General features: G+C 67.5%; 17 protein-coding genes. 6 read left to right on the top strand and 11 right to left on the bottom strand.

Annotated features, from left to right (window positions below):
* Positions 1-104: 104 nt before the first annotated feature.
* Both WK25_RS26865 and WK25_RS26870 read right to left on the bottom strand, forming a co-directional pair.
* Positions 105-965 (bottom strand): MurR/RpiR family transcriptional regulator, encoded by an 861-nt coding sequence (locus WK25_RS26865; RefSeq protein WP_069243217.1) that lies wholly within the window; start codon positions 963-965, stop codon positions 105-107.
* Between the two features lie 63 nt (positions 966-1,028).
* Positions 1,029-1,382, bottom strand: coding sequence for a NirD/YgiW/YdeI family stress tolerance protein (locus tag WK25_RS26870; RefSeq protein WP_040140551.1), 354 nt, complete (start codon positions 1,380-1,382; stop codon positions 1,029-1,031).
* Positions 1,383-1,612: 230 nt separating this feature from the next.
* On the opposite strand from WK25_RS26870, the gene WK25_RS26875 reads away from it, so the two are divergent.
* The 3 genes from WK25_RS26875 to WK25_RS26885 all read left to right on the top strand — a co-directional run bounded on the left by WK25_RS26875 (position 1,613) and on the right by WK25_RS26885 (position 4,620).
* Positions 1,613-2,275 (top strand): response regulator, encoded by a 663-nt coding sequence (locus tag WK25_RS26875; protein ID WP_040140553.1) that lies wholly within the window; start codon positions 1,613-1,615, stop codon positions 2,273-2,275.
* Positions 2,272-3,645 (top strand): ATP-binding protein, encoded by a 1,374-nt coding sequence (locus WK25_RS26880; protein ID WP_069243218.1) that lies wholly within the window; start codon positions 2,272-2,274, stop codon positions 3,643-3,645. Before WK25_RS26875 ends, WK25_RS26880 begins: the two co-directional genes overlap by 4 nt.
* A 774-nt stretch (positions 3,646-4,419) precedes the next feature.
* Positions 4,420-4,620, top strand: coding sequence for a membrane protein (locus WK25_RS26885; protein ID WP_040140558.1), 201 nt, complete (start codon positions 4,420-4,422; stop codon positions 4,618-4,620).
* Between the two features lie 316 nt (positions 4,621-4,936).
* Here WK25_RS26885 and blaPEN-bcc read toward each other — a convergent pair whose 3' ends face one another.
* A complete protein-coding gene (gene blaPEN-bcc, locus WK25_RS26890; RefSeq protein WP_069243219.1) occupies positions 4,937-5,830 on the bottom strand; it encodes a PEN family class A beta-lactamase, Bcc-type in 894 nt (297 codons plus the stop codon).
* A 117-nt stretch (positions 5,831-5,947) separates the two neighbouring features.
* Here blaPEN-bcc and penR point away from each other — a divergent pair, with 117 nt between their 5' ends.
* Positions 5,948-6,838 (top strand): beta-lactamase transcriptional regulator PenR, encoded by an 891-nt coding sequence (penR, locus tag WK25_RS26895; RefSeq protein WP_069243220.1) that lies wholly within the window; start codon positions 5,948-5,950, stop codon positions 6,836-6,838.
* 494 nt (positions 6,839-7,332) lie between these two features.
* Here the strand turns inward: penR and WK25_RS26900 are convergent, their stop codons facing one another.
* The 4 genes from WK25_RS26900 to WK25_RS26915 form a co-directional block, all read right to left on the bottom strand.
* The gene (locus tag WK25_RS26900) at positions 7,333-7,584 is read right to left on the bottom strand and encodes a hypothetical protein (RefSeq protein WP_006482135.1); all 252 of its coding nucleotides are present in this window, start codon (positions 7,582-7,584) and stop codon (positions 7,333-7,335) included.
* Positions 7,585-7,693: 109 nt separating this feature from the next.
* Positions 7,694-9,919 carry an amylo-alpha-1,6-glucosidase gene (locus WK25_RS26905; RefSeq protein WP_059544575.1) on the bottom strand — a complete coding sequence of 742 codons (2,226 nt, stop codon included), beginning with the start codon at positions 9,917-9,919 and terminating at the stop codon, positions 7,694-7,696.
* 148 nt (positions 9,920-10,067) lie between these two features.
* Entirely contained in the window at positions 10,068-15,677 is a 5,610-nt protein-coding gene (locus WK25_RS26910; protein WP_069243221.1) for an autotransporter domain-containing protein, read from the bottom strand.
* A gap of 860 nt (positions 15,678-16,537) precedes the next feature.
* Positions 16,538-17,572, bottom strand: a complete 1,035-nt coding sequence (locus tag WK25_RS26915; protein ID WP_040140566.1) for a rod shape-determining protein — start codon at positions 17,570-17,572, stop codon at positions 16,538-16,540.
* 271 nt (positions 17,573-17,843) lie between these two features.
* Here WK25_RS26915 and WK25_RS26920 point away from each other — a divergent pair, with 271 nt between their 5' ends.
* Positions 17,844-20,264, top strand: a complete 2,421-nt coding sequence (locus WK25_RS26920; protein ID WP_040140568.1) for a patatin-like phospholipase family protein — start codon at positions 17,844-17,846, stop codon at positions 20,262-20,264.
* A 6-nt stretch (positions 20,265-20,270) separates the two neighbouring features.
* On the opposite strand, the gene WK25_RS26925 is transcribed toward WK25_RS26920, so the two are convergent.
* On the bottom strand, positions 20,271-21,401 hold the full coding sequence (locus WK25_RS26925) for an ATP-binding protein (RefSeq protein ID WP_040140570.1): 1,131 nt from the start codon (positions 21,399-21,401) through the stop codon (positions 20,271-20,273).
* Positions 21,402-21,465: 64 nt separating this feature from the next.
* Positions 21,466-22,176: a response regulator gene (locus WK25_RS26930; protein ID WP_040140571.1), complete on the bottom strand. Its 711-nt coding sequence runs from the start codon at positions 22,174-22,176 to the stop codon at positions 21,466-21,468.
* Between the two features lie 222 nt (positions 22,177-22,398).
* Between WK25_RS26930 and WK25_RS26935 the strand changes: the two genes are divergently transcribed.
* Entirely contained in the window at positions 22,399-23,313 is a 915-nt protein-coding gene (locus WK25_RS26935) for a glutaminase (protein WP_069243222.1), read from the top strand.
* A gap of 514 nt (positions 23,314-23,827) precedes the next feature.
* On the opposite strand, the gene WK25_RS32445 is transcribed toward WK25_RS26935, so the two are convergent.
* Both WK25_RS32445 and WK25_RS26940 read right to left on the bottom strand, forming a co-directional pair.
* Positions 23,828-24,127: a transposase gene (locus WK25_RS32445; RefSeq protein ID WP_156789114.1), complete on the bottom strand. Its 300-nt coding sequence runs from the start codon at positions 24,125-24,127 to the stop codon at positions 23,828-23,830.
* A gap of 12 nt (positions 24,128-24,139) precedes the next feature.
* Positions 24,140-24,781, bottom strand: coding sequence for an HD domain-containing protein (locus WK25_RS26940; protein ID WP_069243223.1), 642 nt, complete (start codon positions 24,779-24,781; stop codon positions 24,140-24,142).
* Between the last annotated feature and the right edge of the window lie 76 nt (positions 24,782-24,857).

Genomic DNA, 24,857 nt, shown 5'->3' on the forward strand with positions numbered 1-24,857 from the left:
CGTGAGCCACGCGGGAACGTGCGCGGCGCACGCGCATGCACCGGTTGCGTCGCACCGAGCGGAAGAACCTGCAACCCGGAAAACTCGAAAAGCCGCACGCGCGGCTACACGACATACGCGCCCTTCGCATGCAGCTCCGCTTCCGTGCGTTCGAGCGCCGCGACCGCGTCGCTGCCTTCGAGCGCGAGCAACTGCGCGACCAGCGCTTCGGCCATCGCATGCGCGGCGACCAGCGACGGAAAGAACGACGGGCTGTCGTGCGTGAAAATCAGTTGCGCGTCGGCATGCAGCGCGATCGGCGACACCGCGCTGTCGGTGATCGCGACGATCTTGCTGCCCTGTGCTTTCGCCGCCTGCGCAACGCGCGTCGCTTCCGCCGAATACGGCGCGAAACTGACGATCACCGTCACGCTCTGCTTCGCGATCGCACGCAACTCCATCTCGAGCGAGCCCGCGACGCCGTTGAGCAGCGAGACCGTCGGCCGAAACAGCCGGTAGCCGTACACGAAGCCGAACGCGACCGGGTAGCATGAACGGAACCCCGCGACGTGCACGTGCGATGCCTTGCGGATCAGCTTCGCGGCGTCGACAAGCGCGTGCGCGTTCTGCGCGGCGGTCGCGGCGAGATTGTGTTGCTGCGCGGCGAGCAGATCGTGCGCGAGCGACGCCTTTGCGTCGGGGCGCACCAGCGAACGCGCACGCTGCGTGAGCGGCTCCGGACGCGTGCGCACGCGCGCGACGCACAGGTCGCGCAACTCGTTCCAGCCCGGAAAGCCGAATTGCTGCGCGAGCCGCACGAGCGATGCAGGTTGAACCTGCGCGCGCTGCGCGACCTTGCGCATCGACGAAGTGGCGACCTCGTCGGGATGATCGAGCAGAAATGCAGCGCCCGCCTGGAATTGCGGACTCAGTTCGGAAAATTGCGCCCGGATCCGGGACGCGAGTTCATCGAAATTGGCGGCCATCTTGGTGAGAACGGGAACCGGTCGCCCATGGTATCACCGGCCCCGTCCGCACCGGTGCGCCCGTCAGCGCACGACTTCGACGCGATCGGCGTCGACTTGCACGCGCCCCGACCATTTGCGCTCGAATTCGCCGGTCACCTTCACTTCGTTCTTGTCGCTGACGGGTTGTCCGGCCGCCCACAGCTTGTCGTCGATCTCGACCCGGATCGTTCCGGTCGCATCGGCGAGCTCGTAATCCTCGCCGCCGAGGTGCTTGACGATGCGCCCTTGCAACTGCACATGCTGATCGTCCTTGCCGTTCGCGAGAAGCTCCTTCACGGTGGTGGTCGTCAGCGCCGACGGCCCGGTGTATTGCGCATGGACGGCGGCGGGCAGTGCCGCGAGTGCGATCGTCAGGATTCTGGCCAGGTGTTTCATGATGATGTTCCTTTGCTTGGATTGGATCGGGTGCCGCACCGCGTTGAACGCGACGGCCCAAAATTACGGACCGTAAGGTTAAGCAAACCTGAAGGTCGTGCGGACGTGACACGAAGCCGCATGGGACAAGTCCGAAAGTACGAACGCCCACGATCTTTAAGCTCCGCCTAAGGCACGTGCGCATATCATGGAAAGCCCGGGCGGACGCCCGCACGAAGAGACATGAATCCATGCGCGTACTGCTCGTCGAGGACGATCCGCTGATCGGCAGCGGGCTCGAACAGGGCCTCAAACAGGAAGGCTTCGCGGTCGACTGGGTGAAGGACGGCGATGCCGCGGCGCTCGCGCTGCGCTCGACCGGTTACGGGCTGCTGCTGCTTGATCTCGGGCTGCCGAACCGCGACGGCCTGTCGGTGCTCGCGTCGCTGCGCCGCCGCGACGAAACGCTGCCGGCAATCATCATCACCGCGCGCGACGGCGTGCCCGAGCGCATCGCCGGACTCGACTGCGGCGCCGACGACTACCTCGTAAAGCCGTTCGTGCTGGAGGAGCTGCTCGCGCGCATCCGCGCGGTCACTCGCCGTCATGCGGGCCGCGCGCAAACCACGCTTGCGATCGGCCCGCTGCGGCTCGATCCGGTCAAGCATCTGGTGTGGCTCAACGACGCCGAAGTCACGCTGTCGCCGAAGGAATTCGTGCTGCTGCACGAACTGATGCGCGACCCCGGCGCGGTGATCTCGCGCGAACAGTTCGAGGAACGGCTGTACAGCTGGGGCGAGGAAATCGAAAGCAACGCCGTGCAGGTGCATATCCACAATCTGCGCAAGAAGCTCGGGCACGACATGATCCGCACCGTACGCGGCGTCGGCTACCGGATCGGTGACGGCGCATGACGCGCCTGCAGCGCGCGATCGCCCGCTGGCGCAGCGCATCGCTGCGGCGCCGCCTGCTGACGTGGCTGCTGCCCGCCGCGTGCGTGATCGGGCTCGTCGCGAGCGCGGGCACTTATTGGGGCGCGCTGCGCGAGCTCGACGATCTGCTCGACGACCAGATGCGCAGCATGTCGAAGCAGATCGTCGTCGGCCCCAACGGCGAGCTGTCGTTCCGCAACAACGACGGCAAGCACGGTTTCGAGGCAAGCGACCCGGACGCCGTATTGCTGCAGGTCTGGCGCAACGGCACGCTGGTGTATTCGACCGATCGCGAATCGGCGCTGCCGCCGCCCACGCGAACCGGCATCGCGAGCGTCGACGTCGGCGGCCAGCCGTGGCGGACCTACGTGACCGAGCACGGCGGCACCACGATCCGCGTCGCGCAGGCGCGCCATGCACGCTGGGAAGCGATCGCCGGCATCGCTGTGCATCTGCTGTGGCCGGTGTTCTCGATGCTGCCCGTGCTCGCAATCGGGCTGTGGTTCGGCATCGGCGCCGGACTGCGGCCGCTGCGCACGATCGCATCCGGCCTCAAGCGCAGGAATGCGAACAATCTGGAGCCGGTCGACGTCGCGTCGATGCCGAACGAGGTGCGCCCGCTCGCCGAAGCGATCAACGACCTGCTCGCGCGGCTCGATCGGTCGTTTACGCTGCAGCGCCACTTCATCGCCGATGCCGCGCACGAGCTGCGCACGCCGATCATGGGGCTGTCGATTCAGTCGCAATTGCTGCGGCGCGCGTCGACGCCCGCCGAACGCGAGCAGATCCTCGCTCAGATCCACGCGGGCACGACGCGCCTCGGCCACCTCGCCGAGCAGCTTCTGACGCTCGCGCGCCTGGAACCCGATGCGCAGGCATCCGCGTCGGCGTCCGTACCAGTCGATCTCGCGGCACTGTGCCGCTCGGTGGTCTCCGACCGCACACGCGTCGCGGATGCGCACCGGATCGACCTCGGCGCGATCGTGGCATCGCCGGTGATGGCCGTCGGCAACGTCGATACGTTGCGCGTACTGCTGAACAACCTCGTCGACAACGCGATTCGGTATGCGGGCGACGGTGCGCGCGTCGACGTTTCCGCGCGCATCGACGGTGCGACGCCCGTGCTCGAAGTCGCCGACGACGGCCCCGGCATCCCCGAAGCCGAACGCACGAACGTCTGGGAGCGTTTCTATCGCGGCGAAGGCGCGCAGGCGGCCACGTCTTCCGGAAGCGGGCTCGGGCTGTCGATCGTGAAACGCATCGCAGAACAGCATCGCGCGACAGTCGCGCTCGGCACGACGCATGGCGGGCGCGGGCTGACCGTGACGGTGCGCTTTCCCGCCCCGGCCTGACGCACGCCGGATCGCGCGCTTTTCCACAGATTGTGTTGGCAAGCTTGTGGACAACCTGCCGCTAACGCTCGCAAACCTTTGATCCGAAAGAATTTGGCGGTCGTGCGCAGCGAATGCGCCGGCGCCGTGCGCGGCACGTGCTCGCGTCGCACGCGCGCCCCACTCGATGGACACGTTTCAAACGGCCTCCGCGCATCCGGCATGCGCCGACGCGAACCGGCGCGTCGACGGGCTTGAACCTTGTGCACCGCCAGCGGATCGCCACGCGCACTTCTCCACAGAAAATGTTGGCAAGCTTGTGGATATCCTGCGTATCGCAGCGCTAAGCCCTTGATCGGACGGACTTTGGCACGCGTGATGCAGACACGGCGCGGGCCGGGCCGTCATATGCGCCGCATCGCCGCACTTCGCGTCACGATGCCACGTCGCTGGCCGGCAGCGCACCGCCGGGCCACAATGCGAGCGTCGCGGCAACTTGCCCACAGATTTTGTTGGCAAGCTTGTGGATATCCTGAGCAAGCATCGTCTAACCCGTTGATCGGACAACGATTCATCTGCAGCGCCGCCGTTGCGGCACCGTACCTTCCACATGCGGGTGCGGACGAACGATCCGGCACGGCGGCGGCGCCTTGACGCCGGCCCCGGCGACGCGTCACGATCGCACGAGCCGCATGCATGCGGGCACATGCGGGCATCGAGGCAGCGTCACGCGACGCTCGACGGACGAACCGTTGCGCGCGCATCGGACAACGACACATCACTCCGAGGAAGACCATGGAACATTTCACCGCAGCGCAGTTGCTCGTGTCGCTCGTGCTCGTCGCGATCGTCGTTTATCCGTACGTCCGCATCGTTCGGCGTACCGGACATTCCGGCTGGTGGATCCTGACGATGTTCGTCCCGGTACTGAACTTCATCATGCTGTGGGTGTTCGCGTTCGCGCGCTGGCCCGCGCTCGACGATCGGCAGCGCTGAAGATCGGCCACGCGAGCGAACGCGCCGGGCTTGTCCACAGATTTTGTTGGCAAGCATGTGGATAGCCTGCGCATACCGCGGCCAAGCGCTTGATCCGAAAGGCTTTGTCGACGACGCTTCGGATCGTGCACGCGCGCGTGCCGCGCGTGCACGCCTCGCTTGTCCACAATTTTTGTTGGCAACGGTGTGGATATCCTGAGCATGCGCGATCTAAGTCGTTGATCGCGCGACGTTTCGACATGCCGATCACGACAGCGGCACGGCATGCATCCATCGCTTCAGCCAACCGTCGACGAACACGCGCCGCATCGCACGCTCAAGCGAACGTCGCGACCGCGATGCGCGCGGCAGCCGCGATCACGTCCTCCTGCGCCTTCGCTTCGGGCTGCGCTTGCGTGTAGTACACGGCGAGCACGATCGGCGCGCGCGACGGGGGCCAGATCACACCCGCGTCGTTCGTCGTTCCGTAGTCGCCGGTGCCGGTCTTGTCGGCCACCTGCGAGCCGGGCGGCACGCCCGCGCGAATCCGCTTGTCGCCGACCTTGTTGCCGCGCAGCCATGCGACGAGTTGCGCACGCTGCGCGGGCGGCAGCGCGTCACCGAGCACGAGCGCCCGCAGGCTTGCGGCCATCGCGGCGGGCGTCGTCGTGTCGCGCACGTCGCCGGGCAACGCGGTGTTCAGTTCGGTCTCCCAGCGATCGAGGCGGAACGCATCGTCGCCGATCGAGCGCGCGAACGCGGTCACCGCCGCCGGTCCACCAATGAGTTTCATCGCGAGGTTCGCGGCCGAGTTGTCGCTGTACTGGATCGCCGCTTCGCACAATTGCGCGACGGTCATTCCGGTGCCGACGTGCTTGCCCGATACCGGCGAATAGTTGACGAGATCGGCTTGCCCGTACATCACGCGCTGCTGCAACAACCCCGGCCGCTCGACGCTCTGCGCGAGCACCGCCGCGCTCAGCATCGCCTTGAACGTGCTGCAGAACGGGAAACGCTCGTCCGCGCGATGCAACGCGCGCCGGCCGCTCGCAGTGTCGATCGCGCATACGCCGAGGCGGCCGCCCGCCGCGCGCTCGAGCGCCGCAAACGACGTCGCGGACGCGACGTCCTGCGCCGGAGCCGGCGGTGACGCACACGCGGTGACGGTCAGAACGAGCGGCGCCGTGGCGGCGGCCCGCAACAGGGTTCGGCGTTGCGATGAGTAAGTCATGTCGTGTCTCTCGGGGGTGGAATGGATGCAAAACGGCCGGCCGGCGAGACAGCACTATCGTGACTTTACGATTGTCCGACAAGCAACGATAATTGAGCGCTGACAAAAGAAAATCTTATGAACAAGCTCCGCCCTCATCTTCCGCTGAATGCGTTGCGCGCGTTCGAATCGTCGGCACGCCACCTGAACTTCACGCGCGCCGGCCTGGAGCTGAGCGTCACGCAGGCGGCCGTCAGCCAGCAGGTGCGCGCGCTCGAGGAGCGCCTCGGCTGCACGCTGTTCACGCGCCTGCCGCGCGGTCTCGGGCTCACCGACGAAGGGCGCGCGCTGCTGCCGGTATTGAGCGATGCGTTCAGCCGGATCGAGACCGTGCTCAAGCAGTTCGAGGGCGGACGCTTCCGCGAGGTGCTGACGCTCGGCGCCGTGGGCACCTTTGCCATAGGTTGGCTAATGCCACGACTGAAGCGCTTCGGCGACACGCATCCATTCGTGGAGCTGCGGCTGCGGACGAACAACAACGTCGTCGACCTCGCCGCCGAGGGGCTGGATTTCGCGATCCGCTTTGGCGAAGGGAACTGGCCGGCGACGCGCAACGAGCGCCTGCTCGACGCGCCGCTGTCCGTGTTGTGCGCGCCGGAAATCGCGCGGCGTCTCGCGCAACCGGCCGATCTCTCGAACGAGACGCTGCTGCGTTCGTACCGGGCCGACGAATGGCTCGCGTGGTTCGACGCCGCTCAACTGGAGCCGTGGACGGTCGCCGGGCCCGTGTTCGATTCGTCGCGGCTGATGGTCGAGGCCGCGATGCAGGGTGCGGGCGTCGCGCTCGCACCCGCGTGCATGTTCGCGCGCGAGGTGCAACTCGGCCAGCTTGCGCGGCCATTCGACATCGACGTGCACGGCGGCGCGTACTGGCTCACGTCGCTGAAATCGAAGCCGCTCACGCCCGCGATGACACTCTTTCGCGACTGGATCGCCGCGGAAGCGGCCGCGACGACACCCGCCGAATGACTGATCGCGCTTGTCCACAGATTGTGTTGGCAACGATGTGGATATCCTGGGTACCCACCATCTAACCCCTTGATCGAGCACGAATTATCGTGCCGGTGCACGCAGCGGGCAGCCGGTGGGCGCGCGGCCGGCCCAGCCGCTCCCGCGCGCCGGATACTCAACCGTCGAGAAGGAATCCCGTCAGACTTATCCACAGATTTTGTTGGCAAGCCTGTGGATATTCCTTCAATGTGACACGTAACATCCTGATACAAAAGGGGATTCAGTAGATCCGCGCGGGCAGGTCAACGATGCGGCACCGATTGACGGCATTGCCGCCCGGCGCGCCATGCCGCAGCGTGGCGAGCCGGTTCTCCACAGATTGTGTTGGCAAGCGTGTGGATATCCTGCGCACCACGCTGCCAAGTGGTTGATCGCACGGGCTTTTCCGCGCACCGCGCAGAATCGGGCAGCGCCGGCGCACGCGAGGCGGCCGCGCCGGCAAAGCGGCTGCGTCAATGGCGGTCGAGGCCGCCGCGCAGTTCGCTCGCCTTGTCGCGAAGCGCCTCGTAGCCCGAGCGTGCATGTTCGGGCAGATCGGGATCGCCGATCAGCGCGCCGAGTGTTTCGATCAGGCTGAACAGGATGCCCTTCGCCGCGCCAACCGCGATGCTCTGCGATTCGATCGACTTGTGCAGGTGGTCGACCGCCGCTTCGAGATTCTCGAGCTTGTGCTCGCCGTCGTCGGGCCGGTTGTCGGTCGTCATCGTAGGTGCCTCCGCCATCGTTCGAGGGGTCATGTCACGATTCTATGCCGCCGTGCGCGGACGTGGCGCGACATCGCGCAACCTCCGCGCGCGCCGCATGCCGAATGCGTCACAACACGGCGACGACCTTCACGCGCCCCGGCTGCTCCGCCGCCGCGATGACCTGGCCGTCGACGCGCCGGAACGTCAGCGTGACGGTATCGTCGCCCACCCGCAGTTCCTCGACCCGAAGCCAGTCGACGCCCTCCGGGAGTGTCGGGCGCTCGACGCGCACTTCGTGGTACGCCGCATCGATGCTCACGCCGAGACATGCCTGCAGCATCATGAACGGCGCACCGGCCGCCCACGCCTGCGGCAGGCACGCGACCGGATAAGCGGTCGGCGGTTCGCCGCGCCGGCGCGGGAAGCCGCAGAACAGCTCCGGCAGCCGCATTTCGAAGCTGACCGCGGCCTCGAACAACGCGCTCAGCAGATTCACCGCGGCCGTCTTGTCGCCGTAGCGCGCGAGCCCGCGCGCGATCAGCGCGTTGTCGTGCGGCCACACCGAGCCATTGTGATACGCCATCGGGTTGAAGCGCGGCTGCCCGGCCGCGAGCGTGCGCACGCCCCAGCCGGTCTGGAACAGCGTCGAGCCGAGCACCCCGGCGACGGCCGCGCCGCGCTGCGCGTCGGGCAGCCCGAATGCGAGCAGATGGCCCGCATTCGATGCCAGCACGCGGCACAGATCGCCGTGCCCGTCGAGCGCGATCCCGTAGAACTGCCCGTCGGGCATCCAGAACAGCGCTTCGACCTGGTCGCGCAGCGTCCTCGCGCGCAGCGCATAGCGCGCCGCATCGGCCGGGTGGCCGCGCCGTTGCGAGCACGTCGCCATCGCCTCGAACGCCGCGCACGCGTACGCTTGCACTTCGACGAGCGCGATCGGCCCGTCGGGGAACGTGCCGTCCGCGTGGAACACCGAATCGTGGCTGTCCTTCCAGCCCTGGTTCGCGAGGCCGCGCTCCGACGTCCGCTGGTAATCGAGCAGCCCGTACGGGTTGCGGTCGCACTTGCCGATCACCCATTGCGCGGCCCGCTCGAGCGCGGGCCACAGCTCGTCGACCAGCGCATCGTCGCCGGTATGTTCGACGTATGCGCCGGCCAGCACGATGAACAGCGGCGTCGTGTCGACGCCGCCGTAATACAGCGCAAACGGCACCTCGCCGGTCGCAGCCATCTCGCTGCGGCGGAATTCGTGCATGATCTTGCCGGGCTCCGCATCGCGGAACGCGGACGTCTCGCGCGCCTGGTGCGCCGCGAGAAAACGCAGCACGCCGCGCGCGAGCGACGGTTGCAGCCACAGCATCTGCAGCGACGTGATGATCGCGTCGCGGCCGAACGGCGTCGAAAACCACGGAATGCCCGCGTACGGATACGGGCCGGTTTCGAGCTGCGTCGTGAGCAGGCCGAGATCCGCGAGCGACCGGTCGAGCCACGCGTCGAACAGCGGATTGCCGGTCTTCACGCGCGCCATCGACTCGCGCCGCGAACGCATTTCGCGATGCACGCCGACGAGCGCGGTGCGCAGTGCGACACGGCCGCATCCCGGCCGTTCGCCGTCGTGCGCGGCACCGAGCGTCGCATCGACGGTCAGGTAGATCGACACGCACGCCTGCGCAGCGATCGTCAGCGTGTAGTCGGCCCGATCGACGGACAGCGCGTCGGGCGCCGGCGAGAAGTGCACGGTCACGTTGCGCTCGACCTTGTCGAGGCCGTCGTAGCGCAGCCGCACCGCGCCTGCGTCGACGCGCGGCGCAACGACCGTGCCGCGCTTGGGCCGCTGCGTGCCGCGCACTTCGAACATGTCCTTGAAATCCGCCGCGAAGGAAAGCGACAGCGGCACTTCGGCCTCGCTCGCGCCGTAGTTCGTCAGCGTCAGCGCTTCGTACAGCACGTCGCCCGCGAGCACGCGCGTCCGTTCGATGTGGATCACGCCCTCGGGCGTCTCGTGGCCGCCGAGCGGCGGCAGCGGGCGGTTCGTCAGGTGCGCGGTAAACGACGCGTTGTCGGCGCTCGTCGCGCCGGACAGCAGCGACGGCGCGCGGCCGCCGAACGTCAGGCGCCAGGTCGACAGCACGCGCATGTCGTCGACGAACAGGCCGTCGTCATGGCCGCCGATGTCGCCGAGCGCGTCGCTGACCACGAACGCGTCGCCGGACTTCAGCACGTACTGATTGTTGCGCGCAAGCGCCTGCGGATCGGCTTCGGGCGCGATGAATGCGGGACCCGACGCTTGAGCGGGAGGGACAGGCGCGACTTGCGGCGCCTGCGTCGTGGTGGCTTCGGCGTGATTCGGCATCGATCCTCCTGTGTCGACGCGCGACGCGCGGCGCGCGTCGCGTGTTTCGCACAGGATAGGCCAGAACGGGAAGCGTGCGCAGCGACGAAACGCTGCCCCGCGACGGCAGGCGTCGCGGGGCAGCGCTTGCGCGCCGGTCATGCGCCGGTCAGAACTTCCACAGGATGTTGCCCAGCACCGCGTTGTCGCGCACGCCGCTGCCGTACTGGCCGCTGAACGTGACGCCGAGCGTCAGGCGTTTCGTGACGTTCGCGTCGATGCCGGCCTCGAGCACCGCGCTGTCGCGAGCAATCGGCACGCCCGACACCTGGAACGACGTGCCGCCGTTTGCGAACGTGAATGCCGACGACGGCCGCACGTTGCCGAACGCATGCCGCCAGCCGACCGTCCCGCGCGCGGTGAACGTGCCGCTCGCGATCGCGCCGAGCTGCGATGCGGCGCGCAGCCCGAGCGTCGAGAAGCCGACGTGCGTGGTCTGGCCGCCGGCTCGCAGCGCGGCCGCGCCGCCGGTTTCCGTATAGCCGTCGGTATGCAGGTTCACATAGGCGAGACCGGCGAATGGTTCGAGCGCGACCGGACCGACCGGCGCCGCGTAGCCGACTTCGCCGAACACCTGCGCCGAATGCGCGTTGTAGCCGGCCGAATCGTGATCGGAGAAGCCGGCGAAGCCCGGATTGCGGTCGCTGTTGATCCGGTACCACGTGTACGACGCGCCGCCGCGCACGCCGAGCGCACCGTACTGCGCGCCGCCGTACAGCGACAGGTAATAGCTGTTGACCGCCGCCGACGCGCTCTGGTCGTTGTCGAGCGAGCTGTGCGTGACACCCGCCGCAAGGCCGCCGCGCCAGTTGTCGTTGAACGCCATGTCGGCGCCGGCGATGAAGCCCGTCATGCTGCGGTTGATCGTCGATGCGTTGTCGTCGCCCGCAAGCCGGCTGCGGCCGCCGAACGCCTGGCCCCACACCACCGGCTGGTAAGGCGTGCCGCCGTAGCAGCCTTCTCGCGAACCGAGGCGGCGCTCCGGCGGCAGCGCCCGATCGGTCGCGCCGGCCGTGTTGTCGCCGCACAGCGCGGCGCCGCCCGACGACAGCGCGGCAAGCGGCCCCGATCCGGGCGCGAGGCCCTGGCGCACGCGGTCGGTCACCGCGTCGCGCACGTAGCGGCTGTCGAGCAGCAGCATGCTCTTCAGGCTCGCGTGCAGCTCTCCGTCCAGCAGCCCGTAAGCGCGGCGCGCGGTGGCCGCATCGGTCGTCAGCACCGTGTCATACAGCGGATTGCCCGCGCCGAGCGCACCGATCGCGGTTGCGACCGCGCGCTGGTTCGGCGTCGTCGCGACATCGGGCAGCGCCGTCCCGTTCGCAACCAGTTGCAGATACACGTGGTTCGGATCGTAGCTGAGCGTCGGCATCAGGAACGCGTAGTTCGACGTCACCTGGCTGAACGTGCCCTGCACGCCGGCCGATGCGCTGAGGATCGTGTACGTCGTGGTCGGCTGGTAGCTGGCCTGGTTCGCGATCACCTGCACGGCGCCGCCGTTCAGCGTGGCCGTGCCGCCGGCCGCGATACTGCCGCTTTGCTGCGGCGTGACCGCGACCTGCAGCGTCGAACCCGGCTGGAACGTGACGTTGCCGGCCACGTTCAACGCCGCGCCCGGCTGCGACGCGGCGGCGAATGCGCCGCCCTGGACCACGACGCCGCCGACCGTGCCCGTACCCGTCAGCGTCGCGCCGTTCTGCACGGTCACGGCCGACTGGCCAAGCGAGCCGTCGACCGCGAGCGTGCCCGCGGCGACGCTGGTCGGGCCGCTCAGCGTATTGACGCCTGTCACCGTCAGCTGCCCGCTGCCGGCCTGGGTCAGCGAGCCGGTACCCGACAGCACGTTTGCGAGCGTCACGTTGCTCGACTGGTTGAAGATCAGCGCGCCGTTGTCGACGATGTTGCCGACGACGCTGCCCGACGTGCCGCCGTTGCCGAGCTGCAGCGTGCCGCCCGACGCGATCGTGGTGCCGCCGGTGTACGTGTTGCTGCCGGTCAGCGTCTGTGTGCCGGTGCCGGCGACGGTCAGGCCGCCGGTGCCGCCGATGACGCCGCCGAACATACCGCTGGCGGTTCCGCCCAATGTCAGCGCGTTGGCGCCGAGATTCACGTTGCTGCCGGCCACGCCCGACAGCGCGCCGAGCGTCTGCGCGCCCGACGCGCCGCTCAGGTCGAGCGTCGAGCCGGTGCCGGCGAGATTCACCGTGCCGGTCGACGAGAGACTGCCGCCGGCGCCCAGCGCAAGCGTGCCGGCGTTGATCGTCGTGCCGCCGGAATAGGTGTTCGCGCCCGTCAGCGTCGTGGTCGCCGCGCCGTCCTTCACGAGCGCGCCCGCGCCGGAAATCGCGCCGCCGAGCCCGAGCGCATTGCTGCCGCCGAGCGTGAGCGTCGCGCCCGTGCCGAGATCGATCGCATTGCCGACCGATAGCGCCGCATTCGTATCGAGTGTGGCCGCGCCGCCGACGGTCACCGCGCCGGTGCCCAAAGCCGCCGCGTTGCCCAGCACCACCGCACCGCCGTTCAGCGTCGTGCCGCCCGAGTAGGTGTTCGCACCGTTGAGCGTCTGCGTACCGGCGCCCGCCAGCGTCACGCTGCCGGTGCCGCCGATGACGCCGTCGAACGTGCCGCTGGCGGTTCCGCCCAATGTCAGCGCGTTGGCGCCGAGATTCACGTTGCTGCCGGCCACGCCCGACAGCGCGCCGAACGTCTGCGCGCCCGACGCGCCGCTCAGGTCGAGTGTCGCACCGGCATTCGCGAGATTCATCGCGCCGGTCCCGGCGAGGCTGCCGCCCGCGCCGATCGCCAGCGTGCCCGCGTTGATCGTCGTGCCGCCGGTGTACGTGTTCGCGCCCGTCAGCGTCGTGGTCCCCGTGCCGTTCTTCACCAGCGCACCCGCACCGGAAATCGCGCCGCCGAGCCCGAGCGTATTGCTGCCGCCGAGCGTGAGCGTCGCGCCCGTGCCGACATCGATCGCATTGCCGACCGACAGCGCAGCATTGGTATCGAGTGTGGCCGCGCCGCCGACGGTCACCGCGCCGGTGCCCAAAGCCGCCGCGTTGCCCAGCACCAACGTGCCACTGTTGAGGTTCGTGCCGCCCGAATACGTGCTCGCGCCGTTCAGCGTCTGCGTACCGGTGCCGGCGAGCGTCAGACTGCCGGTGCCGCCAATCGCGCCGCTGAACGTGCCGCTGCCTGCCCCGCCGAGCGTCAGCGCATTGGCGCCAAGGTTCACGTTCGTGCCGCTCGCGCCGTTCAGCGCGCCGATCGACTGCGCCCCCGTCGCGCCGCTCACGTCGAGCGTCGCACCGGCATTCGCGAGATTCATCGTGCCGGTTGCGGCGAGGCTGCCGCCCGCCCCGATCGCCAGCGTGCCCGCGTTGATCGTCGTGCCGCCGGTGTACGTGTTCGCGCCCGTCAGCGTCGTGGTCGCCGCGCCGTCCTTCACCAGCGAGCCCGCGCCCGAGATCGCGCCGCCGAGCCCGAGCCCGTTGCTGCCGCCAAGCGTGAGCGCCGTCCCCGCGCCGACATCGATCGCGTTGCCGATCGCCAGGTTCGTATTCGCGTCGAGCGTCGCCGCGCCCGCGACGGTCAGTGCGCCCGTGCCGAGCGCTGCGGCATTGCCGAGCACGAGGCTGCCCGCGTTCAGCGTCGTGCCGCCCGCGAAATTGTTTGCACCGCTCAACGTCAGCGCCGCCGCGCCGTCCTTCACGAGCCCGCCGCCGCCGGAGACCGTGCCGCCCAGCCCGAGATCCGTACTGCCGCCTATCGTGAGCGTCGTGCCGGTCGCGATGTTGACGGCGTTCGCGAGCGATACGTTCGCGCTGGCGTCGAGCGTGGACGACCCGTTCACATTGACGGCGCCCAGGCCCAGCGACCCGTTGCTGCCGACGACGAGATTGCCGCCGCTAAGGTTCGTCCCGCCCGTATAGATGTTGTTGCCGGTCAGCGACTGCGTGCCGGTGCCCGTCAGCGTCACGCTGCCCGAGCCGCCGATCGTGCCGGCGTAGGTGGCATTGACGGTGCCGCCGAGCGTCAGCGAATTCGCGCCCAGGTTCACGTTCGTGCCGGCCGCGCCGGTCAGCGCGCCGATCGTGCGCGTTCCGGCGGCGCCGCTCAGGTCGAACGTCGCACCCGCGCCCGTCAGGTTGACCGTGCCGCTCGCCGACAGGCTCCCCGCGCCGCTCAGCGCGAGCGTGCCGCTGTTGATCGTCGTGTCGCCCGTGTACGTGTTCACGCCGTTCAGCGTCGTGGTCGCCACGCCGTTCTTCACGAGACCGCCGGCGCCGTTGATCGCGCCGGTCAGCTCGAGATTGTTGCTGCCGCCGATGGTCAGCGTCGTGCCGGTGGCAAGGTTGACGGTATTGCCGAGCACCACGTTCGCACTCGTGTCGAGCGACGCCGCCGCATTGACGTTCAGCGCGCCCAGCCCCAGCGCCGTATTGTTGCCGACCACGAGCCCGCCGCCGTTCAGGTTCGTGCCGCCCGTGTAGCTGTTCGCGCCCGACAGCGTCAGCGTGCCGCCGTCGTTCTTCGTCAGCGTGCCGCCGCCGGACACCGTGCCCGACAGCGTGAGCCCGGTTGCGCCCTGCACCGCCAGTCCGCCCGCACCGAGCGTCACATTGCCGGAAACGTCGAGGCCGGCCGTGCCCGCCTGCAGCGCGCCGCCGTTGCCGGTAATGGTGCCCGTGCCGAGCGACGCGTTGTCGTTGATGATCGCGACCCCGCCCGACAGCGTCGCGTCCTGCGCGGTCGATGCACCGTTGATCGTCCAGGTGCCGCTCGCGACGTCGAGATGATTGAAGTTGATGTAGTTGTTGACGGCGATCGTCCCGTTCGCCGAGGCGCCCTGCTGCAGGTTGAGCGTGTTGTCGCCGCCTGCGCCGCCGTCGACGACGCCGGTGGCCGCAACGCCCAGCGTAAGCGGACCGACGGTGATGTTGAACGCGCCGCCGATACCGCCCGCCGCGTTGACCGACGAGCCCGTCACCGCGTTGAACGTGTTGTTGCTGTTCGCGCCCATCGACACGCCGCCGTTGATCGTGCCGGAGTTGGTGAACGTGTTGCCTTGCCCGAACGTACCGTTCGCGCCGAGCGACACGCGGCCTGTGATCGTGCCGCTGTTCGTCATGTTGACCTGGCCGCCACCGTACGCGGCAACCACGGGCGCGTCGGCGCCGACGAGCGCCGCGCCGGACAGCGCAGTCGAGCCGATCGTCCCGGTGTTGGTGATGGTGGAGACGCCGCCCGTACCGTTCTCGACCGACAACGCCATGCCGGTCAAGCCACTGATCGCCACGCCGGTCGTGCCGTTGATCGTGCCGTTGTTGGTGACGGTCGTGGTGCTCGCCGACCCATTGCCGACCACCGCGCCGCTTGAAAGTATGCCGAGCCCCGAGCCCAGCAAGGACGGGTCGATCGTGCCGTTGTTGGTCAGCGTGTTGTTGCTGCCGGGCAGCGACAGCGCCGTGCCGCCGATGCCCAGCAGCACGCCGATGGCCGCGCCCGGATTGACGGTGACGTTCAGGTTGTTGGCGCCGTTCGCGTAGCTGGGCGCCAGCGGATTCGCGACGCCCGAGCAGGTCACCGTGGTGCCTGCCGTGCTGCAGCTCGCGTACGCGGGAACGATGCCCGCGCCGGACAATGCCAGAAAAATGCCGGTCGGCAACAGGAATTTCGGAAACGGCTCTCCGCTCTTCTTCGAATTCGGCTGCGTAATGTTCATGCTTCCCCTCTCCATCGGCATGGCCGCTGAATCGGACCGGCGACAGCAGAAAATCGCGGGCAAAAATATGCCTTCCGGCGGTCGCGGCACGACGTCGGTTTATTTGTGGATGAACTGCGATTAGTCGATTCTCGTTTGCGAACGCAAAACTAGCCGAATGACATGATGGCGGCCCCCTTGTTTTTCTGCAGTGATTTTCTGGTTGGTTTGAAATATCGTGCTGCTTTTTTGTCAGACAAGGCTATATCAAAAGGGCGCCGTTTTCCAGCCGATGTGTGGTTATTTGATCAACGTTAATCGAATGCGCATTTTTTACTTGCACACGCCTGCCCGACGGACGTGCGCACCCGCATTCCGCGCACCCCCTGCAGAAGCCGACTGAATCCATGGTTACGGTCCGATCGCAAAACACGGCGCCCGATGCCGATCCGGGCGGCCGAATTTATTGCGTCGCAATATGGGAAGCAAAAGTAATTGCAGGTCCGGACAATGCAGAACCACTCCGCCGGATCCGATTTTAAAATCGGAATATTTAACAGTTCACCGGATATTTTCGAATCGCGAAAATGCGAAACCGCGTCCACCCTGGCAATACAGGTTGCAACGCAGTTCCGTTGCGAGCCGGCACGTCGCGTGATGAAAACACGCTGACTGGATAGCGCAGCGGGATGTCGCGAGCGGCACAGCGCATCGACGCGTCCGCCGGCACGGTCGCGCGGCGCGAGCAGTGATCGCGGAACGGGAGGCCGCGTGAGTACGCAGCAAGGATATTCGCCGGTTCGAGACCGGCGCGCTTGAGCGCGCAGCGGGCCCAAGCGAAGACTTTCAACGCATGGAGCCGGGCATGCCCGGCAGGGGCTTCAATCCGCCGGACACATCGCGAGCCGCCCCATCGCCTCGCCGGCGCCGCGCACCGCGCAGGTGGCCGGCTCGTCCGCGACGCGCGCGCTCAGCCCGGTTTCGTCGCGCAGCAGCCGCGGGAGGTCGGCGAGCAGCGCGCCGCCGCCCGTCAGCACCACGCCGCGATGCGCAATGTCGGTCACGAGCTCGGCCGGCGCGTTTTCCAGCACGGACTTCACCGCGCCGATCACCTGCTTGAGCGGTGCGGCCAGCGCGTCCGCCACGTCGTGGTTCGACAGTTCGATCGAGCGCGGCAGCCCATCCTCGACGCCGCGTCCGATCGCGCGCGTCGATGTCCGGGGCACGGCGCGGGTGGCCGAGCCGATCGTCTTCTTCACGCGCTCGGCCGTCTGCTCGCCGAGCAGGACCCCGTACAGATTGCGCACATGGTTGACGATCGCCGCATCGAACTGGTTGCCGCCGACGCGAATCGCCTCCCGGTAGACGATGCCGCCAAGCGCGATCACCGCGACTTCGGTCGTCCCGCCGCCGATATCGATCACCATCGAGCCGACCGGCTCGGTCACAGGCAAGCCGGCGCCGAGCCCGGCGGCCAGCGCCTCCTCGATCAGTTCGACCTCCGATACGCCTGCCGCGAACGCGGCGTCGCGGAGTGCGCGGCGCTCGACCGGCGTCGCATCCGACGGCACGCACAGCGTGACCTCGACGCGGCGGCCGAAGCGCGAGCGCGTCCGCGACATGTCGATGAAGCGGCGAATCATCTGCTCGGCGGCGTGCGCATCGGCAATCACGCCGTGCCGCATCGGCCGCACGGACTCCAGATGCCCCGGTTCGCGCCCGAGCAGTGCCTTCGCGAGTTCGCCGACCGCCTCGAGGATGGGCCGCGCGTCGGACGCGCCGCCCTTGCGAAAGCAGACGACCGACGGCTCGTTCAGCACCACGCCGCGCTCGTGCGTGTAAATCCGCGTACTCGCCGTTCCAGGGTCGATCGCAACGGGTTGCGCAAACAACTTTCCGAACAGCGGTGTCGACATATCAAGCCTTCTTTTGACAAACAAGCCGAAACGGCCGGGCCGCATCCCCCGGGACGCGCCCTCGCCGCCCCATCACGGGCTTAGCGGCAAATCGTTCCGATACTTTAGGCAATTCTGATGATTTTTTCGCGACGAAATTGCCGAAAACCCGTTTTCGCCGCCACGCGCCTACGCGTCGGCCGCTCGCGTTGCGCTTGTAAAACACGGTAATCTCTCGGTCTTGCCTGCTCCCGGCAGGCGTCCGATGCCCGATCACGCCAGGTATTCCACCATGACAGCGCCCGCTTTTCTCTGCTGGCCCGCGGTGCGCCAGCTCGGCGCAACGCTCATTGCGCTCTGGTGCTGCACCGTCGCCGCGCAGCCGTTGCCGGCCACCGACACCGCCACCCGCTCCGCCACGACGGCCGCTGCCGCCACTGATGCCGCGACGACTCGCGGGGCCTCCGCCGCGGCCGCCGTACCGACGTGCATCGCCGACGGCGGCCCTGCGGGGCGACCGTCGGTCGGCCTCGTGCTGTCCGGCGGCGGTGCGCGCGGATACGCGCATCTCGGCGTGCTGAAGGTGCTCGAGGCGAACCGCATTCCGATCGACTGCATCGCCGGCACGAGCATGGGCGCCGTGGTCGGCGGCCTGTATGCGAGCGGGATGGCCGCCGACGAGATGCAGAAACGGCTGTCCGAAGTGAACCTCGCCGACATCGCATTCGACGTGACCGACCGCGCGGACCTGCCGCAAAGCAGCCGCGAGGACGAACGCTCTTACATCGGCGGCCTGACGCTCGGCTTCGGCAAGAAAGGCGTGAAGGCGCCGGTCGGCCTCGTGCAGGGCAACCGGCTGCAGGCGCTGCTCGCGGACTGGACGGCCGCCGTGCCGACCAACCAGCCGTTCGACCAGTTGCCGATTCCGTATCGCGCGGTCGCGACCGACCTGCAGACCGGGCAGATGGTCGTGCTGGACCACGGCTCGCTGCCGCTCGCCATCCGCGCGAGCATGGCGATGCCCGGCCTGTTCGCGCCGGCGGAGATCAACGGCCGCGCGCTCGTCGACGGCGGGCTCGTCAGCAACCTGCCCGTCGATACCGCGCGGCAGATGGGCGCGAAAGTCGTGATCGCCGTCGACATCGGCTCGCAGTTGCGCCCGCTCGACGCGCTCGCGTCGCCCGCCGACGTGATGCAGCAGATGGTCGGCATCCTGATCCGCCAGAACGTGACGGCGCAGCGCAAGCAGCTCGCCGCGCAGGACGTGCTGCTCACGCCCGACCTCGGCTCGCTCGCGTTCACCGACTTCCAGAACGCGAAGCAGGCGATCGCCGCCGGCGCTGCGGCCGCGACCGCAGCGCTGCCGCGCCTGCGGCACCTCGCACTGACGCCCGAACAGTACGCGGCGTACCGGTCCGCGCATGCGCAGCCGCTGCCGCCGCCGATCCGCATCACGCGGATCGAAATCAAGACGACGGGCGGTGTGCCGAAGCGTGTCGTCAGCAATGCGCTGCACGTGAAGCCGGGCGACATCTACGATCCCGCGACCGTCAGTCAGGATCTGCTCGCGCTGACGACCGGCGGCAACTTCGAGAGCGTGACGCAGCAGATCGTGAGCCGCGGCGACGACAACGTGCTGGAGATCGACGCGCGGGAAAAGTACTGGGGGCCGAATTTCCTGCTGTTCGGCGTCGGGATGTCGAGCAGTTCGACCGACGAAGGCGGCTTCCGCCTGCACGTGGGCTACCGGCGGCCGTGGCTCACCGAGTCGGGGCTGGAGTTCCGCGCGGATACGACGATCGGCAGCGATCTGCAGTCGGCCCGCGTCGAATTGCGCCAGCCGTTCGCGTCCGCATACGGTTTCTACATCGCGCCGTACGCCGAGTACCAGCGCCGCTACGCGAATCTGTACGACAACAGCGGCGACGTGAAGCTGAACCAGTACCTGATGCAGACGGCGCGCGCCGGGCTCGACTTCGGCTTGCCGATCGGACGCCTCGGCGACTTCCGGGTCGGCATCGGCTATGCGACCGGGCACGGCTCGCCGAACTACAACCTGCCGTTCCCGACCGACGACGGCAGCGGCTCGACGCTGCTGTGGCCGAGCTTCTCGTCGCAGGCGCTGACCGCGCGCGCGCGGCTCGTCATCGACCAGCTCGACGATCCGACGTTCCCGCGCCGCGGCTATTACACCGAGTTCCGCGTCGAACGCTCGCTGCTGTCGCACAACAGCCAGTCGGCGCAGCAATTCGACGACGCGATCTCGAATACGCCGTTTACCGACATCTACGGCAAGGCGATGATCGCGCAGCGGTTCGGCCGGCACAGCATTAGCGCGACGATCGAAGGCGGCAAGAGCATCGGCGGCACCAACCTGATCAACGCGTTCAACTTCACGCTCGGCGGCTTCCAGCATCTGGCCGCGTATGCGGCCGACCAGCTGAACGGCAACGAACTCGCGTACGGCAACGTGACGTACATGAACCAGTTGATGACGTTCAACGCGTCGCCGGTCAAGGCGCTGTCCATCGGCGCCAGCGCGGAACTCGGCAACGTGTGGTCGAGCGGCGAGAAGGTCGGCGGCGGCACGCTCAAGCAGAGCTATACGTTCTTCACGAGCCTGTCGACCGCATTCGGGCCGGTGTACATGGGTGTCGCGCTCGCACCGGGCGGGCGGCGCAACATCTACCTGCAGCTCGGCCGTACGTACTGACGGCGTTCAGATCGGCCAGCTGATCTCGAAGCGCGCGCCGCCGAGCTCGACCGGATCGACGACCGCGATCCGGCCGTTGTGCGCGTGCAGCACCTGCCGCGTGATCGCGAGGCCGAGCCCGTAGCCGCCGGTGCGGCGATCGAGCCGCACGAACGCATCGAAGATCCGTTCGCGTTCGCTCTCCGGCACGCCGGGGCCGTCGTCCTCGACGGAGATCGCGATGTTGCCGTGCTCGACCGCGATCCCGACGACGATCCGCGACGCCGCGTATTTGCTCGCGTTGCGCAACAGGTTGCGCATTGCGTACGACATCAGCCGCCGATCCATCTTCACGCGCAAGTCCGACTCGATCGCGATGCGCGACTCGATCGCGCGTTCCGGATACAGCAGTTGGGCGTCGCTGATCTGGTGCTCGAACCACGCGACGGGCGCGGTCAGCTCCAGGTTCGACTGCAGCGAGCTGTATTCGAGCCGCGCATACGTGAGGCTCATGTCGATCAGCTCCTCGAGCTCGGTCACGTCCTGCGCGATGCTTTCGAGCGCGCCGTGATATTCGGCCGAGGAACCCGGCTCGCGCAACATCTCGAGAGCGAAGCGCACGCGCGCGAGCGGCGTACGCAACTCGTGCGAGATTCCGTTCGTCAGGTCGCGCTGCGCGGCGATCAGCCGCTCCATGCGCATCGCGAGCGCATTGAGCGTGCGCGCGAGCGGCCCGATGATCACGCTGTGCGACTCGCGCGCGCGCGTGTTGAAACGCCCGCCGGTGAAGTCGATCGCGCGCTCGCGCACCATTACGAGATCGGACCAGACCGGCCGCATCCACCGGTATGCCGCGAGCGCCGGTGCGGTGAACACGAACGCGAGCACAATCCAGATGTCGCCCGGCAGCGCATCGAATGCATGCCACACGACTTCCGGCGACAACACGACGCACAGCGCGAGCGCCGGCACGAGCGCGGTCAGCAGCACGAGGCCGAGCAGATGCAGATAGGTGCGCACGTACAGGCGCGACCAGCTTGGAATGCGGTCGGCGCGCGTGTCGGTCCACGCGCGGCGGAAATGCAGCCAGCGCCATCTGACGTAGCGCAGCGTCGACAGCGGCGGTGCATCGGGGTGCGAACGGGTGTGTCGGATCATCGCGGCTTCCGGCTATCGTGCAATGCGGGGCGGCCGCGGGCGGCGTCGCTGCGCCGGTGCGGCGTCATTCCCACGCATGCTTGCTGAATTGGTAACCCTTGCTCCGGATCGTCTTGATCCGCTGCGGGTTGCCCGCATCGTCGTGCAGCTTGCGGCGCAGCTTCGAGATGCGGCCGTCGATCGTCCGGTCGAGGCCGTCGAATTCGACGCCGCGCAACTGCAGCATCAGGTCGTCGCGGCTGACGACTTCACCGGCATGGCAAACGAGCACCCACAGCAGGTCGAACTCGGCCGAAGTCAGGTCGGGCGAGTCGCCGCCGGGCAGCACGACCGAGCGGTCGGTGCGGTCGATCGAGAACTGCCCGAACGTGTAGCGCTCCGGCTGCGGTGCGGCGCCTTCGGCCGAGCGTGCGGGCGCGCGGCGCAGTTGCGCCTTGATCCGCGCGAGCAGGATGCGCGGCTCGACCGGCTTGTGCACGTAGTCGTCCGCGCCGAATTCGAGGCCGAGCAGTTCGTCGAACGGCTCGTCGCGCGCCGTCACCATGATGATCACGCCGTCGTACTGCTTGCGCGCCTCGCGGCAGATCTCGAAGCCGTCCTTGCCCGGCAGGTTCACGTCGAGAATGACGAGATCCGGACGGGTGGACAGGATCGCCGGCACGGCGGCGTCGCCGTGCAGCACGGTGTCGACTTCATAGTCGTTCTTGCGCAGATAGCCGGCAATCAGCGTGGAAAGGCGGGTGTCGTCTTCGACGAGCAAGATGCGAAAAGACATGGGCAACGGTCGAAACATACGGGGAGACCGCGGCGGCGGCCGGCCCGCGCCGGCTGCCGGCCATCGGCCGAAACGTACCGCATGATACTGCGCCCGTCGCTCGCCTGTTTGCCTATCTCGAAAATAAGGGCGCGATTCGGGTTGCGCTTGACGAACCGGCGGCAAAACGGTTCCATACGGGCTCCCTGGAATCCGGGCGGCGCGCCCGCCCTGCATGACGTGATGAACTATCAGCCGATCCTCGAGCGGATCCACACCGAACTTGCCCCCTGGATTGGCCAGGGGCGCGTCGCCGACTACATCCCCGAACTCGCGAAAGTGCCCGCCGACAAGTTCGGCATGGCCGTCGTGACGCTCGACGGAAACGTTTACACGGTCGGCGACGCGCGCGAGCGGTTCTCGATCCAGAGCATCTCGAAGCTGTTCGCGTGCACCCTCGCGTTCCAGCTGCTCGGCGATGCGCTGTGGGAGCGGGTCGGCCGCGAGCCGTCCGGCACCGCGTTCAACTCGCTCGTTCAGCTCGAAAGCGAGCGCGGCAAGCCGCGCAACCCGTTCATCAACGCCGGCGCGCTCGTCGTCACCGACGTGCTGTGCCGCCGCTTCGTGAAGGCCGAGACCGCGCTCGTCGAGTTCGTGCGGCGGCTGATCGGCTCGAACGACGTCGACTACGATTCGCGCGTCGCGCTGTCGGAGCTTCAGCACGCGGAGCGTAACCGCGCGATGGCGCATTTCATGGCGAGCTTCGGCAACATGCAGATGCCGCCCGACACGGTGGTTGACGCGTATTGCCGCCAGTGCGCGATCGAGATGAATTGCGTCGAGCTCGCGCAGGCCGCACTGTTCCTCGCGAACGGCGGCGTCGCGTCCGTCACCGGCGAGCGGATCGTCGACGGGAGTTCGGCGAAGCGGCTGTCGGCGCTGATGCTGACTTGCGGCACCTACGATGCGGCCGGGGACTTCGTCTATCGCGTCGGGCTGCCGGCCAAGAGCGGCGTCGGCGGCGGGATCGTCGCGGTGCTGCCGGGCGAGATGGCCGTGTGCGTGTGGGCGCCGGGGCTCGACGCGAACGGGAATTCGCTGGCGGGGACGTTGGCGCTGGAGTGGTTGACGACGTATTCCGGCCGGTCGATTTTTTGACGCGTCAAAGTCGGCCGCGCCTCGTCCGGCGCGACGGCGGCAGATTTATACGGGCGCGCACCGGTACGCTCGACGGGGGAATTCGGCGATCGGCAGCAATCGGCCCACAACGGTCCTTCGGTTCCGGGTGAACCCAAAGGCGACTTTCACGCGACAAGGGCCGCTCCCGGCCGTGTTTGCCGGTGGGTCGGCTTCGCCGCCTTCAGACAGCTATTCTTCAGGCGGCCCGAAATCGTCAAGTTTCTGGACCTTTGTACATGAGGCGTGCATAGCACCTCAGGGGAAACAGTCGCTTTTTGGCCGCGCTAGCACGCGTTGGTCACACTCTACGCACTGCTGTTCGGTGGAGAGGATCGTATGACCGGAGCGGGTCGAGCTGCTTCAGTTCTCCTTTCAAACTCATCGCTTGAAAGCGGTCGCTTGAATTCCGCAGCCCGTAAGCGGCCACTTGGCAGTGCGTACTCCCGACCCGAAGCTGCCTTCCCGGCCCCTCGGTCGAACATCGGTTCACCGGTCAACGTTGGACCTTCATTTCTTCTCCAGGTGCGTCGCGCACACGATTCGCATCGGTCTTGACCGCGCCGGCGTCTGCGGCGAACCCTTTGCCTTCAACGAATCCTTTGCTCATGCAGCGGCGTAAAACGGATTCGAAGACGTGCCGCAAAGCCTCTCTGTCCCGGAGGCATCCCTGGGGGTTTGTGGGGACCGTCAAACCAGTCGGCACTGAGTCTGCACGTCCGAGTCGACAGAACCAGCGATATTCGAAGTCGAGATGAACCTGTTCGCAAAGACGACGCTCCGAACGGGTAACCATGGCTGCGTGACATCAGCTTTCGAAAGGCGCTCCAAGGAGCAGATCGCAAACGTCCGGAATCTCGATTGCCGGCGCAAGGCGACGTCCAATGTCGGCAAGGCCCGTTCCGATGGCGGTATGCGGTTTCTGTCTCGCGACCTCGGCGAGCGCCTGGGTGAATGCCTTTTTGAAGCCAAGCCGCGGATAAAGCGCGAGCGTGTCGTCGATCAGTTGCGGAGAGATCTCGTTCATTCTGAGCCCCATCACATCTACGTGAGCACCAAAATGAACGAGCGCGACTTCCGGCTCCCTGCGATCGGCGATATCAGCAGCCGAGTGCAGCGCAATCGCGTCCCATACAAGATCCACTTTCGTCTTCGGATAGCCGTGCGCCTGCAGAAACCTGCTTGCAGCGTCCGCGCCATCGACCTCGAAGCGTTTATCCGCGCCGTGGTCCTTCGACAACCCCAGATCGTGAAGGAGCGACGCGACATAAACCAGTTCGCGGTCGTATTTCATTTGCCGCCTTTTGCCGATGAACTCCGCGAACCACCATGTCCGGTGCACGTGATTCAAAAGCGGCTTCGCATGGGCTCGTTCGGCGAGCGCGGCTGCTTTGCGCGCAAGCTCCGAATCTGGCGCAGTCACGCCTGCGACGGTGATAGGCGGGTTCATAGACGCTCCTTTATTGCTCTATCCGGAAAAAATAGTGCAACGCGTCATTGTCGACAACGACAATCACCCCTCGTTT

It is taken from the genome of Burkholderia latens (genome assembly GCF_001718795.1).
Classification (GTDB): Bacteria; Pseudomonadota; Gammaproteobacteria; order Burkholderiales; family Burkholderiaceae; genus Burkholderia; species Burkholderia latens_A.